Source organism: Pseudomonas sp. GM60, from assembly GCF_000282415.1.
GTDB classification, from domain to species: domain Bacteria; phylum Pseudomonadota; class Gammaproteobacteria; order Pseudomonadales; family Pseudomonadaceae; genus Aquipseudomonas; species Aquipseudomonas migulae.
Genome location: NZ_AKJI01000090.1, coordinates 50358 through 66561, shown reverse-complemented (window position 1 = coordinate 66561; position 16204 = coordinate 50358). Strand labels below are relative to the sequence as shown.

General features: G+C 60.8%; 14 protein-coding genes. 6 read left to right on the top strand and 8 right to left on the bottom strand.

The features are described from left to right. The first annotated feature begins 50 nt into the window (after positions 1-50). The 3 genes from PMI32_RS07770 to PMI32_RS07780 all read left to right on the top strand — a co-directional run bounded on the left by PMI32_RS07770 (position 51) and on the right by PMI32_RS07780 (position 4047). Entirely contained in the window at positions 51-557 is a 507-nt protein-coding gene (locus tag PMI32_RS07770; protein WP_008032360.1) for a sigma-70 family RNA polymerase sigma factor, read from the top strand. Beyond that, positions 557-1516, top strand: a complete 960-nt coding sequence (locus tag PMI32_RS07775; protein ID WP_008032359.1) for a FecR domain-containing protein — start codon at positions 557-559, stop codon at positions 1514-1516. Before PMI32_RS07770 ends, PMI32_RS07775 begins: the two co-directional genes overlap by 1 nt. A 101-nt stretch (positions 1517-1617) precedes the next feature. Next, positions 1618-4047, top strand: coding sequence for a TonB-dependent receptor (locus tag PMI32_RS07780; RefSeq protein WP_008032358.1), 2430 nt, complete (start codon positions 1618-1620; stop codon positions 4045-4047). Positions 4048-4199: 152 nt separating this feature from the next. Here the strand turns inward: PMI32_RS07780 and PMI32_RS07785 are convergent, their stop codons facing one another. The 4 genes from PMI32_RS07785 to PMI32_RS07800 form a co-directional block, all read right to left on the bottom strand. Beyond that, positions 4200-5642, bottom strand: a complete 1443-nt coding sequence (locus tag PMI32_RS07785) for a mechanosensitive ion channel domain-containing protein (RefSeq protein ID WP_008032357.1) — start codon at positions 5640-5642, stop codon at positions 4200-4202. Positions 5643-5823: 181 nt separating this feature from the next. Beyond that, positions 5824-6450, bottom strand: a complete 627-nt coding sequence (gene ycaC / locus PMI32_RS07790) for an isochorismate family cysteine hydrolase YcaC (RefSeq protein ID WP_008032356.1) — start codon at positions 6448-6450, stop codon at positions 5824-5826. Positions 6451-6506: 56 nt separating this feature from the next. Beyond that, positions 6507-7190: an isochorismatase family protein gene (locus tag PMI32_RS07795; RefSeq protein WP_008032355.1), complete on the bottom strand. Its 684-nt coding sequence runs from the start codon at positions 7188-7190 to the stop codon at positions 6507-6509. A 92-nt stretch (positions 7191-7282) separates the two neighbouring features. Then, positions 7283-8149, bottom strand: a complete 867-nt coding sequence (locus PMI32_RS07800; RefSeq protein WP_008032354.1) for a pirin family protein — start codon at positions 8147-8149, stop codon at positions 7283-7285. A gap of 105 nt (positions 8150-8254) precedes the next feature. Between PMI32_RS07800 and PMI32_RS07805 the strand changes: the two genes are divergently transcribed. The 3 genes from PMI32_RS07805 (at position 8255) to dkgB (ending at position 10962) form a co-directional block, all read left to right on the top strand. Then, on the top strand, positions 8255-9163 hold the full coding sequence (locus PMI32_RS07805) for a LysR substrate-binding domain-containing protein (protein WP_008032353.1): 909 nt from the start codon (positions 8255-8257) through the stop codon (positions 9161-9163). A gap of 222 nt (positions 9164-9385) precedes the next feature. Beyond that, a complete protein-coding gene (locus PMI32_RS07810; protein ID WP_008032351.1) occupies positions 9386-9925 on the top strand; it encodes a PaaI family thioesterase in 540 nt (179 codons plus the stop codon). 233 nt (positions 9926-10158) lie between these two features. Beyond that, entirely contained in the window at positions 10159-10962 is an 804-nt protein-coding gene (dkgB, locus tag PMI32_RS07815; protein WP_008032350.1) for a 2,5-didehydrogluconate reductase DkgB, read from the top strand. On the opposite strand, the gene PMI32_RS07820 is transcribed toward dkgB, so the two are convergent. The 4 genes from PMI32_RS07820 to PMI32_RS07835 all read right to left on the bottom strand — a co-directional run bounded on the left by PMI32_RS07820 (position 10959) and on the right by PMI32_RS07835 (position 16186). Continuing rightward, complete coding sequence (locus PMI32_RS07820; protein ID WP_008032348.1) at positions 10959-14201, bottom strand: transporter substrate-binding domain-containing protein; 3243 nt, start codon at positions 14199-14201, stop codon at positions 10959-10961. The genes dkgB and PMI32_RS07820 overlap by 4 nt on opposite strands. Further along, positions 14202-14837, bottom strand: a complete 636-nt coding sequence (locus PMI32_RS07825; protein WP_008032346.1) for a response regulator transcription factor — start codon at positions 14835-14837, stop codon at positions 14202-14204. It lies immediately after the preceding gene. Between the two features lie 110 nt (positions 14838-14947). Next, positions 14948-15346, bottom strand: a complete 399-nt coding sequence (locus PMI32_RS07830) for an ANTAR domain-containing protein (RefSeq protein ID WP_032829021.1) — start codon at positions 15344-15346, stop codon at positions 14948-14950. A 123-nt stretch (positions 15347-15469) separates the two neighbouring features. Further along, entirely contained in the window at positions 15470-16186 is a 717-nt protein-coding gene (locus tag PMI32_RS07835) for an MgtC/SapB family protein (RefSeq protein WP_008032341.1), read from the bottom strand. Positions 16187-16204 lie beyond the last annotated feature (18 nt).

Genomic DNA, 16204 nt, shown 5'->3' with positions numbered 1-16204 from the left:
AATTCTTAATTGCATCAGGCCAGGACGCCGGAAAAGAGTATCAGTCCCCCATGTCGTCAGCCGACCAACCTTCGAATCAGCATATCCATACCCTCTACAGCGAACACCACGGTTGGCTGCAGGGATGGCTGCATCGAAAACTCGGTAATCGCTGCGACGCGGCGGACCTGGCTCACGATACGTTCCTGCGCCTGTTGACCCGGCAAGTCGTCAAGCCCTGGGGCAGCGAACCTCGCGCGCTGCTGACGCACATCGCCAAAGGCCTGATGATTGATCGCTGGCGACGTCAGGACATCGAGCGCGCCTATCTGGAGACCATTGCTCACCTGCCAGTCGCCGCGGTGCCGTCACCGGAAAACCGCCTGCTGATTCTCGAAACCCTGATGCGCATCGAAGCCTTGCTTCGCGAATTACCCGCCGTCACTCGCGACACCTTCGTGCTGTCACAGATCGAAGGGCTGACGTACGCCCAGATCGCCATTCGACTGAATGTGTCGCTGATCACCGTCAAACGACATATGCGCGCCGCGTTCATCGCCTGCCTGAGTGTCGCTTGATGAACTCGTCGATGATCAACCCGCACATTCTCGGCGAAGCCGCCGACTGGCTGGTGCAGTTGCATTCAGGCAGCGCGACGCCGTCCGACCATCAGGCCATTGCCCAATGGCGCAATCGCAGTGCCGAGCATGCGCTGGCCTGGCAACGCGCCGAAGCGCTGCTCGGAGAGTTCCGCAGCGTACCGGCCAACCTGGCCATCCAGACCCTGCAACGGGCCGCGCACAAGGATGGCCTCAGCCGTCGCCAAACCCTCACGTGCCTGGGTGTGTTCCTGATGGCCGGCCCCTTGGGCATTGCCTCGCAACGTATGCCATGGCAGCAATGGACCGCCGATCAACGCACGACCGTCGGCGAGCAGAAAAGCCTGCAACTGCCGGACGGCAGCCATGTGCTGCTCAACACCGCCAGTGCGGTGGATGTTGCCTTCAACCTGCGCGAACGCCGGGTTGTGCTGCTCGATGGCGAAGTGTTGATCAGCACCGCCAAGGATCCCGGCGCCCGGCCCTTTATCGTCGAAACCCCGCAAGGTATCGCACGTGCGCTGGGTACGCGGTTTTGCGTGCGGGTCACTGACTCGCGAAGTCAGGTGTCGGTGCTCGAAGGGCTCGTGGAGGTCACGCCGCAGTTGCTGACCAAGAGTACAACCCTCAAGGCCGGTGAGCGCCAGAGTTTCAAGCTCAATCGCCTCGACCCGCTCGAGAACTTCGACACCAGTGCCCTGGCCTGGGACAAGGGCATGTTGCTGGCGAACAACATGCGCCTGGATGAATTGCTCGGCGAATTGAGCCGCTATCGCCCCGGCGTGTTGCGCTGTCATGCGGATGTCGCGGGGTTGCGGGTCTCGGGGGCGTTTTCCCTGCGTGACACCGACGCCAGCCTGCGCCTGCTCAGCGATACGCTGCCGCTGAAAATCAGCAGCCTGACCCGGTATTGGCTGTCGGTCGAACCGCGGGTCTGATCGCGCGGAAAAACTATTTCACAGTCCCCTGATACCTTTCTGCGTTTCGTTCGGTGTGTGGATAAACCTCTTCAATTCCACGCGCTCGACAGGAACGCCGAATGACTTCAACGCCCCTGCACCGCCCCGCCGATTTCCCGCTCAAAGCCCTGAGCCTGAGTGTTGCACTGGCCTTCACCGCGTGGCTGCCGATCAACAGCCATGCCGCTGACACTGTCAACGAAAGCGCCAGCCACACCATCAACATCGGCCCGGGTCTGCTCAGTCATACCCTGGCGCAATTCGCCGTGGCGGTCGGCGTGCCGTTGTCGTTCGATCCGGCGCAACTGGGCAATCGCCAGAGCCCGGGATTGCAAGGCAACTACAGCGTGCAGTCAGGCTTCGCGCAATTGCTTGAGGGCAGCGGTTTCGAGTTGATCAGCACGGGCGGAAACGGTTACACCGTGGCGCCGCGAGTCGCCGCCAACGGTGCGCTGGAGCTGGGCGCCACCAGCGTCAGCGCCCTGCGCGACGACAACGCGGACACCTACGGTGGCGGTCAGGTCGCCAAGGTTGCGCAGATCGGCATGCTTGGTAACCAGGCCTTGAAAGACCTGCCCTTCAGCGTCACCAGTTACACCGCCAAAACCATCGCCGACCAGCAAGCGCAGACCGTGGGCGATGTGTTGCTCAACGACGCTTCGGTGCGGCAGTCCGCCGGCTTTGGCAACTTCTCCCAGGTGTTCATGATCCGCGGTTTGCCGCTGCTGTCCGATGACATTTCCTATAACGGTCTTTACGGCATCCTGCCCCGGCAGATCATCGCCACCGAAGCGCTGGAACGGGTCGAGTTGTTCAAGGGACCGAACGCTTTTGTGAATGGTGTTACGCCCAGCGGCAGCGGGATTGGCGGTGGCGTCAACCTGCAACCCAAGCGCGCCGGCGATGTGCCGACCCGCAGCGTCACCCTCGATTACAGTGACGATGGCCGGGTCGGCGGGCATCTGGACCTGGGCCAGCGCTTTGGTGAAGACAACCGATTCGGCGCGCGGGTCAATCTGCTGCAACGCGAAGGCGCCACCGCCGTCGATGACGAAGACCGTCGCTCGTCGCTGATCAGCGTCGGCCTGGACTACCGAGGTGATCGCCTGCGGGTGTCGACGGACCTGGGCTATCAGAAACAGGTGATCAATCAGGGCCGCTCGGTGATCTATGTCGATTCGACCTTGAGCAAAGCGCCCAAGGTACCGGATGCCAACGCCGGGTACGCACAGAGCTGGAGCTACTCGCAACTGGAAGACACCTTCGGCATGGCCCGCGCCGAGTACGACCTCAGTGACAACTGGACCGCCTACGTGTCCGGCGGCGCCAAACACACGCGGGAAAACGGCGTGTATTCGTCGCTGACCATCACCGACCTCAACGGCAATGCCCGGGGTGGCATGCTCTACTCGCCTCACGACGAGGACAACAAAAGCCTGATGACCGGCCTCAACGGCCACTTGAACACCGGGCCGATCAGTCACCAATTGAACCTGGGCCTCGCGGGTATCTGGGGCCAGCAACGCTCGGCGTTCGAAACCATAGGCGCCGCCACGCGCTACAGCACCAACCTCTACGACGTCACGGACAAACCGCGCCCAAGCCCCACATCGTTTGCCAGCGACATTCACGATCCGCGCATCGTCGGCAAGAACACCCTGCGCAGCGCGGCGGTGTCCGACACCCTGGGCTTCATCGATGATCGCGTCTTGCTCACCCTCGGCGTACGGCGCCAGACACTGAACGTCGACGGCTGGAACACCACCACCGGCGCGCGCACTTCAAGTTATGAAGAGTCGATCAGCACGCCGGTCTATGGCCTGGTGATCAAGCCGTGGGAACACGTTTCGTTCTACGCCAACCGCATCGAAGGCCTGGCCAAGGGGCCCACGCCGCCGACCAGCGCGATCAACCGCGACGAGACTTTCGCCCCGGTGCGCAGCAAGCAAATCGAAGCCGGCGTGCGCCTGGACATGGACACCTATGGCGCGAGCCTGGGCGTGTACCGCATCGAACAACCGTCGAGCTACACCCAGGACGGGATCTTTCGGGTCGATGGCGAGCAACAAAACAAAGGCGTGGAGTTGAACGTTTATGGCGAGCCGCTCGATGGCCTGCGCCTGCTGAGCGGCGCGACGCTGATGAAGACCGAAATCGAAGGCAGCACCAATGGGGTCAACGACGGCAACCGCGCCGTCGGCGTACCGCGTTTTCAACTCAACGTCGGGGCAGATTGGGACGTGCCGGGAATTGAAGGCGCGGCACTCAGTGCGCGGATGCTGCGCACCGGCGGGCAATACCTGAACGCCGCCAACACCCAGAGCATTCCGGCGTGGAACCGCTTTGATGTGGGGTCGCGGTATGCCTTCAAGATGGATGAGAAGTACATCACCTTGCGCGCCAATCTGGAGAACGTGGCGAACAAGGCGTATTGGGCCTCGGCGAATGGCGGGTACCTGACACAGGGGACGCCGCGGACGCTGAAGGTGTCGGCGACTTTGGATTTCTGATCCGAGTTTGGTGGTGAATCTGCCACCGCTTTCGCGAGCAAGCCCGCTCCCACATTGGATCTCCAGTGAACACAGCATTTGTGTAAGACGAAGATCAAAATGTGGGAGCGGGCTTGCTCGCGAACCGCGAAGCGGCCATCCAACACCAACCACTAAGCCCGACTGCGCAACCACTGCAAAAACCCCTTCTTCTCCACCACCTTCGGCGTTTCCTGGGTCAACGTCTGTGCCTTGTGCAAACGGAAATCCAGCAACGCCTTCATCGCTTCGCCGATGTCATGCCGCGCATCCAGGCACGGTTTGAGGTAGTCCTTTTCGATCCGGTACAGGCTGCAGGCGGTCTTGGCGCTGAAGTCCGCCGGCAGCGCCGTGTCCGACAAGATCCCGCCCTCGCCGATCACCTCGCCCGGCCCCATGCGCCCGGATTCGAATTTGCCCCCGGCGCGGCTCAGCGCCACCGAGACCACGCCGGATTCGATGATGAACAGATGATCGCTGACCTCCCCCGCCGGCAGGATCATTTCCCCGGCGCGGAAGTTTTGCAGGGTCATGTGCTGGCTGAAGGTTTCTTTCTCCTCCTGACGCAAAGTCGAGAAGATCGCCGAGCTTTCCAGCAACGCCCGTGGCCGCGACAGGTTCACCGGTGTATTCGATTCGACGCTGGACAACAGGCTCACGCCCGACGCTTGCAAGTGCCGGAACGCCAGATCGAACAGCAGATTGCGCACCATGCGCTTCTGGTCCATCGAGACTACGAAGCCGCTGATTTCGTACTCCACGCCGGTGGCGCTCGAACCTTTGAGCGCGACACACGGCGCCGGCTTGGCCAGCAGGTATCGGCATCCCTCCATCGCCCGTTCCAGCGCATCGATCACCGTTTGCGGACGTGCGTGCGGGCTCAACTGCAAGCTGATCGACACGCCGAAAATATCGCTCGGCCGGCTGAAGTTGATGATCTTGGCCTTGGCCGCCAGCGAGTTGGGGATCACCGCCATGCTGCCCTGGGACGTTTGCAGGCGCGTGGCGCGCCAATCGATGTCGGTGACCCGACCTTCGGTGCCGTCGATGGAGATCCAGTCATCCAGTTGATAGGGTTTGGTGGTGTTGAGGACGATCCCCGAGAACACGTCGCTGAGGGTGCTTTGCAACGCCAGGCCGACGATGATCGCCAACGCGCCGGACGTCGCCAGCACGCCTTTGACCGGCAGGTCGAGCACATACGCCAGAGCCGCGATGATCGCGATCAGGAAAATCACCGCGCCCAGCAAATCCTGGAGCAGACGACCGGTGTGCCCGACCCGTTGCATCATCCCCGCGCCGATCAACACCGTCAGGGTGCGCGCGCCGAACAGCCACCAGCCAATCTGCAAACCGGTCGCCGCCAGGTGCAACGGCACGTTGTCCGCCCAGGGCGCAGGCTCCAGAGGGTTCAGGCCTTCGTTGAACAACAGGATGCTGAACAACGTGAAAATCAGCAGCCGCACCAACAGTTTCCAGTTGCTGCCACTGGCACTGATCAAGCGCCACAGCCCCAGATCGATGATGATCAGGATCAGGGCACAGACCAGCGGGTGATTGGTAAGCAGTGACAGCATCAAGCAACTCCAGCCATGTACGGATGGGCACAGTGTAGGAGCAAACGCAGGCTTGAGAACAACACAAAAACCTGTAGGAGCCGGCTTGCTGGCGATGGCGGTCTGACAGTCACTCAATTGTTGACTGCTCTACCGCTATCGCCAGCAAGCCGGCTCCTACAGGGGTGATGTGTGTCAGTGATTATTTGCTATTGGTCAGCGTGTTGTAGCTGGTCATCAGGTTGCGGTAGTCCGGGATGTGGTTGGAGAACAGGGTCGCCAGGCCTTCCACGTCGTTGCGCCAGTCGCGATGCAGCTCGCAGGCCAGGCCGAACCAGGTCATCAGTTGCGCGCCGGAGGACGACATGCGGTCCCAGGCCGATTGACGGGTCAGCTCGTTGAACGTGCCGGAAGCGTCCGTCACCACAAACACGTCAAAACCTTCCGCCAGTGCCGACAGCGCCGGGAATGCCACGCACACCTCGGTCACCACGCCGGCGATGATCAGTTGCTTCTTGCCGGTGGCCTTGATCGCCTTGACAAAGTCTTCGTTGTCCCAGGCGTTGATCTGGCCAGGACGGGCAATGTAAGGCGCATCTGGAAACAGCGCTTTGAGCTCGGGCACCAGCGGGCCGTTGGGGCCGGTTTCGAAACTGGTGGTGAGGATGGTCGGCAATTTGAAGTACTTGGCCAGGTCGGCCAGGGCCAGCACGTTGTTCTTGAAACGGTCCGGTTCGATGTCCCGCACCAGAGACAGCAGGCCCGCCTGATGATCCACCAACAGAACGGCGGCGTTATCCTTGTCGAGACGTTTGTAAGAAGTAGTCATTTCAGTAGTCCTCGCGTGTTATCGATGCCGAGTGGAAATCGGCGTGGGGTACTCGGTTAGCGCTGGGAATCCAGCACTTCGTGTTCGTTCGCCACTTGCTGGGCCTTGAGGTAACTCTCGATCAGCAATTGATAATGCGGCATGGCCTGGGCGTAGACAGCCGCCCACTGCTCGGCGTCCGGACGGTTCCACGAGCCTTGCAGCTCAGAGAGCGTAGCCATGATGTCGATCGGCACCACCCCGGCTTGTGCCAAACGGGCAATCGTCAGATCAGTGGCCAGTTTCGAGTGGTTGCCGGAAGCATCGACCACAGCAAACACTTTGTAGCCTTCATGCACCGCCGCAATGGACGGGAACGCCAGGCATACGCTGGTCAGGGTGCCGGCGATCACCAGGGTTTTCTTGCCGGTGGCTTTGACTGCCGCGTGAAACTCGGCATTGTCCCAGGCGTTGATTTCACCTTTGCGCGCCACGTATTGAGCATGCGGCGCGGCTTCGTGAATTTCCGGAATCAACGGTCCGTTCGGTCCTTGCGGTACGGAAGCGGTGGTGATCACCGGCATCTTCAGCAGTGTCGCGGCTTTGGCCAGGGCAATGGCGTTGGCGCGCAGTTGCGGTACGTCCATGTCCTTGACGATCTGGAACAATCCGCTCTGGTGGTCGATCAACAGCATCGCGCTGTCGTTGGGATCGATGGTAGGTTTTTGGCCATTGAAGTTGGCCGCGTTGACGGTACTCATGTGCGTCTCCTCTTTATTTCAGGCAACAGCCATCCCTGGCCCCGGAACCGGCCTACGCATCCTGTGTAGAGCGGGTTGTTGAACCTGTAGGGTTAACCGTGCATCCGGCCGAACCGACCGGACTGGAAGTCAGCAAAGGCCTGGTGGATTTCCTGCTCGCTGTTCATCACGAACGGGCCGTGGCCGACAATCGGTTCGTCGATTGGCTCGCCGCTGAGCAGCAACACGACGGCGTCGTTATTGGCTTCCAGACTGATCTGATGGCCATTGCGTTCGAACAACGCCAACTGCCCTTCGCGCACTAGCTCCAGGCCGTTGACCTGAACCGTGCCACGCAGCACCACCAGTGCAGTGTTGCGACCGTCATGCAGATCGAGGGTCAGCAACTTGCCGCCGTTGAGGCGCAAGTCCCAGACATCGACCGGGGTGAATGTCCGCGCCGGGCCGGTGTAGCCGTCGAATTCGCCGGCGATCAGGCGCAGGCTGCCGGCCTCGTCCTTGAGCGGAATGCTCGGAATGTCGCCGTCGAGAATCGTCTGGTAACCGGCGTCGGCCATTTTGTCTTTGGCCGGCAGGTTGACCCACAGTTGGACCATTTCCAGGGTGCCGCCGGTTTTGGCGAAGCCTTCGGAGTGGAACTCTTCGTGGAGAATCCCCGAGGCGGCGGTCATCCATTGCACATCGCCCGGGCCGATCTTGCCGCCGCTGCCGGTGGAGTCGCGGTGCTCCAGTTCGCCCTTATAAACGATAGTCACGGTTTCGAAACCGCGGTGCGGATGCTGACCAACGCCACGACGCTCGGTGGTCGGGGTGAACTCAGCAGGGCCGGCGTGATCCAGCAGCAAAAACGGGCTGATGTGTTTGCCCAGGTTGTCGTAGGAAAACAGCGTACGAACCGGAAAACCGTCGCCGACCCAATGGGTCCGTGGGCTGGTGTAGATGCCGATGATGTTTTTCATGCTGCCTCCGAAATCTGTGGTTTGACGCGATGGACAAAGCTTAAAACCGAACCCTTTGGTGCGCTAGACTGCAAAAATCAGCCTTAGCGTTCTATATGGAGAACGATGGTGGAAGACCTCAACACCCTCTACTACTTCACCCAAGTGGTGGAACATCAGGGTTTCGCTGCGGCCGGGCGAGCGCTGGACATGCCCAAATCGAAGCTCAGCCGACGCATCGCCGAACTCGAAGAACGCCTCGGTGTGCGTCTGCTGCACCGCACCAGCCGGCATTGTTCGCTGACCGAAATCGGCCAGGCCTATTACCAGCGCTGCCTGGCCATGCGCGTGGAAGCGGAAAGCGCCGCCGAACTGATCGAGCGCAACCGCTCCGAACCCCAGGGCCTGGTGCGCATCAGTTGCCCGACCGCGTTGCTCAACTCCTGGGTCGGGCCGATGCTGACCCGCTACATGCTCAAATACCCGCTGGTGGAGTTGTTCATCGAGAGCACCAACCGCCGGGTCGATCTGATCCACGAGGGTTTCGACATCGCCTTGCGCGTGCGCTTTCCGCCACTGGAAAACACCGACATGGTGATGAAGGTGCTGGGAAACAGCACCCAATGCCTGGTGGGCAGCCCGGCCTTTGCCGAACGCTTATCGACGCCCGCCTCCCCGGCCGACCTCAGCGGTTTGCCCAGCGTGCATTGGGGCGCGGCGCAACGTGAATATCAGTGGGAATTATTCGGTGCGAACGGCGCCAGCGCGCTGATTCGACACGCACCGCGCATGGTCACCGATGACTTGCTGGCCCTGCGTCACGCGGTGCTCGCGGGGATTGGCGTCGCGCACCTGCCCAGCGTGGTGGTGCGCGATGACATTGCCGCCGGACGCCTCGTCGAACTGGTGCCGGGCTGGGCGCCCAAGTGCGGGATCGTCCATGCGATCTTCCCCTCTCGCCGTGGGTTACTGCCGTCGGTACGGACGTTGATTGACTTTCTCGGTGAGGAATTCACCCACAGCGACATCGCCTAGTCCTTTTTTGCCGACACGGACGAACCTGTAGGAGCGAGCTTGCTCGCGAAAAACGTGAGAGCTCCGCGGGGCGTCAGACTGGCTGCGTTACCGTTGACCTCCATCGCGAGCAGGCTCGCTCCTACAGGGCCGATGAGTGGGGGCTGGCGGAGTGTTTATTTCGGACATAATATCAGCGCAGATTACAACCATAATATCTGCGCCCGTCCGAGGACACTGAATATGCAAAGCCCCAACCGAGAAGCCACCCTCGCCCAATGGATCGTTCAGGAAGACGCCATGCGCGCACGTCTGGCCGGGCCCGGCAGCCTGTCGCTGGCCGAGGTCAGTGCTCTGTCGCCGGCCGAGTTCTTCGAGGGCATCGGCAACGGTGAACTGCCCTCGCCGCCGATTGGCACGCTGATGGACTTCATCCCTATCGAATGGTCGGCCGGGCTGTTCATCTTCCAGGGCACGCCGGACGCCCGGCATTACAACCCGCTGGGCAGCGTGCATGGCGGCTATGCGGCGACCTTGCTGGATTCGTGCATGGGCTGCGCGATTCATACGCAGCTGAAAAAGGGCCAGGGGTATACGACGCTGGATCTGCGCATCAGCTATGTCCGCGCGTTGACCGGCGCCAGCGGACCGGTGCGTGCCGAGGGCAAGATTGTGCACCTGGGGCGTTCGACGGCGCTGGCCGAGGGGCGGATTTATGATGTGGATGGGCGGTTGTATGCGACGGGGTCGACGACTTGCATGATTCTTGAGGCTCGCGGATAAGATCCGAAACCGAGTCGCGGCCTTCGCGGGCAAGCCTCGCTCCTACAGGGGGAGCGGCGCACTTTTGTAGGAGCGAGGCTTGCCCGCGAAGGCGTCCGTTGCAACACCGCGAATCCTCTTGCCTTACGATTCATGACTTGCGGTAAACATTGCTTTGCCCATCCAGCGGTTTTTCTCAAGGATGCAGGCACCGATACTCGTGCCCATTCCCACTGCAACCCCTGGAGTCATTGATGTCTATTCCCGCATTCGGTCTTGGTACGTTTCGCTTGCAAGGCCAGGTGGTCATTGATTCGGTGAGCACTGGCCTGGAACTGGGCTATCGCGCCATCGATACCGCGCAAATCTACGAGAACGAAGCCGAGGTCGGCGAGGCCATCGCGGCCAGCGGCATTGCCCGTGAAGAGCTGTTCATCACCAGCAAGATCTGGGTCGCCAACTTCGCCAAGGACCGCTTGATCGACAGCCTCAAAGAGAGCCTGCAAAAACTGCAGAGCGACTACCTCGACCTGACGCTGATCCACTGGCCATCGCCGGAAAACCAGGTGCCGGTCGAAGAATTCATGGGCGCGTTGCTCGAAGCCAAAAAACTCGGATTGACCCGGCAGATCGGCGTCTCCAACTTCACCGTCGACCTGATGAAGCAAGCCATCGCCGCCATCGGTGCCGAGCACATCGCCACCAACCAGATCGAACTGCACCCGTACCTGCAAAACCGCAAGGTCGTCGAATTCGCGCAAAGCCAGGACATCCAGATCACCTCCTACATGACCCTGGCGTACGGCGAAGTGCTGAAAGACCCGGTTATCCAGCAGATTGCCGAGCGCCTGCAAGCAACGCCTGCGCAAGTCACCCTGGCCTGGGCCATGCAATCGGGTTACGTGGTGATCCCGTCGTCCACCAAACGCGCCAACCTTGAAAGCAACCTCAAGGCCTGCGCCCTGACCCTGAGCGACGCCGACATGGCGTTGATCGCCGGCCTTGAACGCGCCCACCGCCTGACCAGCCCCAAAGGCATCGCGCCAAACTGGGATTAAGCGTCGCCCTGCGCCAGGCGTTGGTCGAGGCGCGTCATGGCCTGCTGCAACTGATCGACGGCTTCGTCGATCAGCCCCGCACGACCATCACCGCAGGCACGCTCAAGGTCCTCGCAGCATTCGATCAGACTGACCGCCCGCACCATCAGCGCCCCGCCCTTGATGCGGTGCGCCAACGTGCGCAGGGCATGCTGTTCGCCACTGGCATGGGCCTTGAGCAACTCGTCCCGATCCGTGCGATTGGTCGCGGCCAGGTCACTCAGCAGTTGATTGATCAGTTCGTAGTCCTCGCCGACGTAGCGCTCCAGACCGCTCAAGTCGATGTCGGCGGTTGAAGGTGTTTCGAGGGGCGGCACCGCTCCATCGGCAAACCTGGACGCCAACCAGGCGCCCAGATCCGCCAGGCGGATCGGTTTGAACAGGCAGTCATCCATCCCCGCTTCCAGGCAACGGGCCTTCTCCTCGGGCTGCGCATTGGCGGTCAACCCCAGAATCAGGATCGGTTGTAATCCCTGAGCCTGCTCTTCATCGCGGACGGCCCCGGCCAACTCATAACCGCTGAGCACCGGCATGTTGCAGTCAGTAATCAGCACATCAAACTCATACTCGCGCCATCGATCAAGACCTTGCTGACCGTCCTCGGCGTCCATCACCCGGTGGCCCAGGTAGCTCAACTGCCGTGAGAGCAGCAATCGATTGGCCGGGTAATCATCGACCACCAGAATGGTCAGCGGCCGGGTCTGCGCCTGTTCCTCACGGTCAGGTAACTCGCTGGATGGCAACGGTTGCAACGCGGGCAGATCCAGGCAGACATCAATCCGCGTGCCCTTCCCCAACACGCTGACAAGCTGCAATTGCCCGCCCATCATTTCGCACAACGTGCGGCTGATCACCAGCCCCAGACCTGAGCCGTTTCGACCTGTTTGCTGGCTGTTTTGCGCCTGCACAAACGGGCTGAACAGTCGCTGCCGATCGATCTCGCTGATACCGATGCCCGTGTCTTCAATGCGCACCGAGACCGCCAGTTGCCCGACTGCACGGGGCTCGACCCGCAGCGTCAGGCGCACTTCACCTTCTTCGGTGAACTTGATCGCGTTGCTCAGCAGATTGGACAGCACCTGCTTGAAGCGCGTGGGGTCGATCAACACGTCGGCGTCGCTGTGCTCACCCAGGTCGACGCGCCACTCCAGGTTCTTCTGCCGGGCCAGACCTTCAAAGACCCGGCACACCGATTCGACCAGCCTGCGCAGGTTGGCCCGTTCCGGCGTCAGGGACAAATGCCCGGACTCGATGCGGGCGATGTCCAGAATGTCGCCAATCAACGCCAGCAATTGTTGCCCGGCATTGGCCGCCACCTCGATTGCCGACCGGTCGGTGACGCCTTCATCCGCTCGCTTCAACGCCAATTCGAGCATGCCAAGCAGCGCATTCATCGGCGTGCGGATCTCATGGCTCATGGTCGCCAGAAACGTGGTCTTGGCACGGTTCGCCTCATCCGCCGCGTCCTTGGCGTCCTGCAATTGACTGAGCAATTGCTGGCGCAGGCGGATTTGCCGGCGCTGCCAGGCGATCCAGGCCAGCGCCAGCAACAGCAAGGCGCCGGCACCGACAAAGGCCTGGAGAATGTCTTGCCGGTGACGCAGCCAGAAGCTCTGTTCAACCATCAGGTCATTGCGCCAATAACCGGTCATTTCATCGATTTCTTCAGGGGAGATACTCAGCAGCGCCTTGTCCAGGATCGAATGCAGCTCAACGGCCTCGCGACCGGTCGCCAGGGTGCTGCGGGCCGGATCGGTGCCGACGGTGCTGGTCACTTGCAGACGGTCGCGGTATTGCCGGGAAATCATGATCCGGGCACCGATCAACGAGTTGATGGCGCCGTCCGTCCTGCCCTCGGCGACCATTTCCATCCCGTCAGCGGTCAACGGCGCAGTGACCAGTTCGACCTGCGGAAAATGCTGGCGAATGAATTCGCCGGCACTGTTGCCCTGGGTGATGGCCAGTTTTTTGCCCGCCATTTCATCCAGTGTCCGCGGACTGTCGGATGCGATGCGGGTCACCAGCACATTCGGGCTGGTCAGAAACGGCCGGGTAAATCGCAGTTCTGTTTCACGCTCAATGCTGGGGCTGATCCCGGCGACCACGTCAACATGACCGCTCCTGATCCACTCGAACAATTCAGCCACTGACCGGGTTGGCTGAATGTCGAATTTCAAACCTGTACGCAAACTGATTTTCGCCAGCACATCGATGCTGATGCCCCGGTAATTGCCCCCGTCATCGACAAAGGAAATCGGCATGAGGTTTTGGTTGATCGCCACTCGCACGCGTGGATGATCATCGAGCCAGCGTTGCTCGGCGACACTGAAGTGCAGGGCTTGCGTGCCGGCAATGGAAGCCCCGCTACCGCCCCATCGCCGCAGGATATTCATTCGTTCATTGGTCGGGATCGCCGCCAGCGCCCGGTTGACGATGCGTTGCAACTGGAGGTTGTCGAGGTTCATCGCAAACGCAAAACGCCCGGACTCCATACGGGAAAAATCCGCCAGTTGAACGTTGTTGAGGTAATTTTTACTGATCAGGTGATTGACGCTGATGGCGTCCCCCAAATAGGCGTCCGACTGACCAAACGCAACGGCGCCCACCGCGCCCAGCGTCGAAGGGAACAGCTGCACATTCGCCTTGGGATAAAAAGCCTGCACTTGCTGCTCGGGCAAATAGTGGTACAGCATCGCCAGCCGTTTACCGGCAAGGTCCGGGTCCAGTGGCAGGGATGAATCGGTGCGCGTGACCAGCACCGGTTGATCATCGGCATAGGCACTGGACATCCGCAGTTGTGGATCCTCGACCTCATAACGGTTAGCCGTACCCAACAGGTCAGCCGCACCGTCCTTGATCGCACGCACCGCCTCGTCCCGCGATGCGTAGCGCTGAACATCGATTTCCACGTTCAATAGCTGTTTGAGCAGCCCGGCATAGTCAGCCGTCAACCCTTCGTAGTCGGTGCCGGTGGTGGTGATGTCGAAGGGCGGATAATCCGGCGCCGAGACGGCCAGCACCAGCCGGCCTTTCTGCCGTAGCACACGCGAATCGGCATCCGACAGTTTGACGTCGTAGCCGTCCACGCTGGAGCGTCCCAGCAGGGTCAGTGATTGCGGTTGTGCACAGACACTGGAAATCCAGAGCCCCCCCAGCAATACCAGGTGGGTCAGGTGGCGAAATCGTCGAAACGCACTCATTCAGATCAGATGATTACGTTTGGCGAAATCCCTCAAGTGAACCTTGGATTCCACATTGAGTTTTTCGATCAAACGGGTTTTGTAGGTGCTGACGGTCTTGTGGCTCAGGTTGGTGATTTCGGCGATTTCCTTGTTGCTCATACCTTGGGCCACGTAACACAAGATGGTCAGTTCGCGGTCGGAGAGACTGTCGATCATCTCCCTTTCGCTGCGTTGCAAGGTGCTCAGCGACACCGAGCTCGAGGCGAGCTTGGCGAAATAGGAGTAACCGGCCATCACCGCGTGCACGGCCTTGTGCAAATGTTGCAGGTCGTTGGTTTTGGAAACGTACGCGGCAGCACCGGCACGCATGCAACGATCCTGATAAAACCTTGGCTCTTGTGAAGTGAAGACCAACACCCGGCAGCGCACACCACTGGCCTTGATCCGGTTCAGTACATCCAGCCCGTCGAGTCCCGGTAAACCCAGGTCAAGCACCACCAGATCCGGATGATGCTCACGAATCATCGACAAAACCTCATTGCCGCTGGACACCTCGTGAATCTGTTGAAACCCTTCCTGTTTAAGCAGGATTTTGACGGCAGCGCGAACCACCGGATGGTCGTCCGCTATCAGCGCTGACTTCGCTGACTTCATGGCAACTCCCTGTGCTAATACACGACAATCGGACACTGAATGTCCATGGGTCGGACCCCGGCTACACGCAGCAGCTGCGCGAAGACTCTTGCACGGAAACACGCGCCCGACTACCTGACAGAAATGACAGTGCCGACGAGCGGTAGCTGAGGATCAACGGTCGCCATCAGCCGTTGAATGCACGCCAGATCGGGTAACGCAGCATCGCTCACCTGAACCTTTTGCTGCCCGCAAGCCGGGGTCGGCGGCCCGTCATAGATCAAGGCGTGGTGAACCTGTGGGTGATCGAGGAAGAAGTCGCGCAAGTCCAGTGCCCTGTCCGCCAACGCGGCATTGATGACCACCAGGTCGAAAGACACACCGCCGTACTCGGTCAGGGTCAACAGTTCGGCAAGGTTTTGCACGGGGGCCACGCGGTAATAATCGAGCCGGTTGAACAGGCGCTCGATTCTCATCCGCTGAAAATGCTGCTCGTCGGCAATCAGGATACGTAACGCTTTGTTCGGCAACCGGGGCCCCCAGGAGGGTTTCAGATTCGTGAGGCCGCAAGGCTACGGAAGAGCCAACGAGCTTTCTGTAGGACTATTCCTAAAACCCGAGACATTTATTCCGTTGCCAGAGGGGATTCAACGCTATTCCGTCGTACTCGGACTCCAGAATGCCTGCACCACCAGCGTCGATGTCGAAATCCGGGCCACCAGCGCGTCCAGTTCGTCGCCGTCCACAGACGTCGTCGCGAGGGTCGCCTCCACTTCGATTTCATCTGCGCCGAACGCGTGTACATCAACATCGCTCGCCGGGTAATTGCTGCGCTCCAGTTCCGCTTCCAGCAGCGCCAGCACGGCTTTTTGTTGGGAACGGCGGGCAATCACGTAAACGATGTTGGTGACCTCAGCCGAAATCACATCCAGCGGCTGACGGTTGATGTTGTTGACGATCGGCCGCAGCAAGGTATTGGCCGCAAGTACGAACAGCGTACCGAGCAAGGCTTCCAGGACCAGATCAGCCCCCGCGCAGGCACCGACCGCCGCCGAAGCCCACAGCGTTGCCGCGGTGTTGAGGCCACGCACGTTGCCCTCTTCGCGCATGATCACCCCGGCACCGAGGAAGCCGATGCCGGAAACCACGTAAGCGACCACCCGCACCGCGCCTTCGGCCCCGCCGAGGCGGTTGGCCATGTCGACGAAAATCGCCGCCCCCACCGCGACCAGCACGTTGGTGCGCAGGCCGGCGGTGCGTTGGCGGTATTGGCGCTCGAAGCCGATCAGGCCACCGAGGATGAAGGCCGCGCTGAGGCTGACCAGGGTGTCGACCAGGGAGGTCAGGTTGATGTTGTTGAGTGCTTGCATGATGAATCCTTTGAAAAA

Bases quoted from the DNA above. Each gene is read 5' to 3' on its own strand.
- PMI32_RS07770 (WP_008032360.1), top strand. From the start codon at position 51: ATGTCGTCAGCCGACCAACCTTCGAATCAGCATATCCATACCCTCTAC.
- PMI32_RS07775 (WP_008032359.1), top strand. From the start codon at position 557: ATGAACTCGTCGATGATCAACCCGCACATTCTCGGCGAAGCCGCCGAC.
- PMI32_RS07780 (WP_008032358.1), top strand. From the start codon at position 1,618: ATGACTTCAACGCCCCTGCACCGCCCCGCCGATTTCCCGCTCAAAGCC.
- PMI32_RS07785 (WP_008032357.1), bottom strand. From the start codon at position 5,642: ATGCTGTCACTGCTTACCAATCACCCGCTGGTCTGTGCCCTGATCCTG.
- ycaC (WP_008032356.1), bottom strand. From the start codon at position 6,450: ATGACTACTTCTTACAAACGTCTCGACAAGGATAACGCCGCCGTTCTG.
- PMI32_RS07795 (WP_008032355.1), bottom strand. From the start codon at position 7,190: ATGAGTACCGTCAACGCGGCCAACTTCAATGGCCAAAAACCTACCATC.
- PMI32_RS07800 (WP_008032354.1), bottom strand. From the start codon at position 8,149: ATGAAAAACATCATCGGCATCTACACCAGCCCACGGACCCATTGGGTC.
- PMI32_RS07805 (WP_008032353.1), top strand. From the start codon at position 8,255: ATGGTGGAAGACCTCAACACCCTCTACTACTTCACCCAAGTGGTGGAA.
- PMI32_RS07810 (WP_008032351.1), top strand. From the start codon at position 9,386: ATGCAAAGCCCCAACCGAGAAGCCACCCTCGCCCAATGGATCGTTCAG.
- dkgB (WP_008032350.1), top strand. From the start codon at position 10,159: ATGTCTATTCCCGCATTCGGTCTTGGTACGTTTCGCTTGCAAGGCCAG.
- PMI32_RS07820 (WP_008032348.1), bottom strand. From the start codon at position 14,201: ATGAGTGCGTTTCGACGATTTCGCCACCTGACCCACCTGGTATTGCTG.
- PMI32_RS07825 (WP_008032346.1), bottom strand. From the start codon at position 14,837: ATGAAGTCAGCGAAGTCAGCGCTGATAGCGGACGACCATCCGGTGGTT.
- PMI32_RS07835 (WP_008032341.1), bottom strand. From the start codon at position 16,186: ATGCAAGCACTCAACAACATCAACCTGACCTCCCTGGTCGACACCCTG.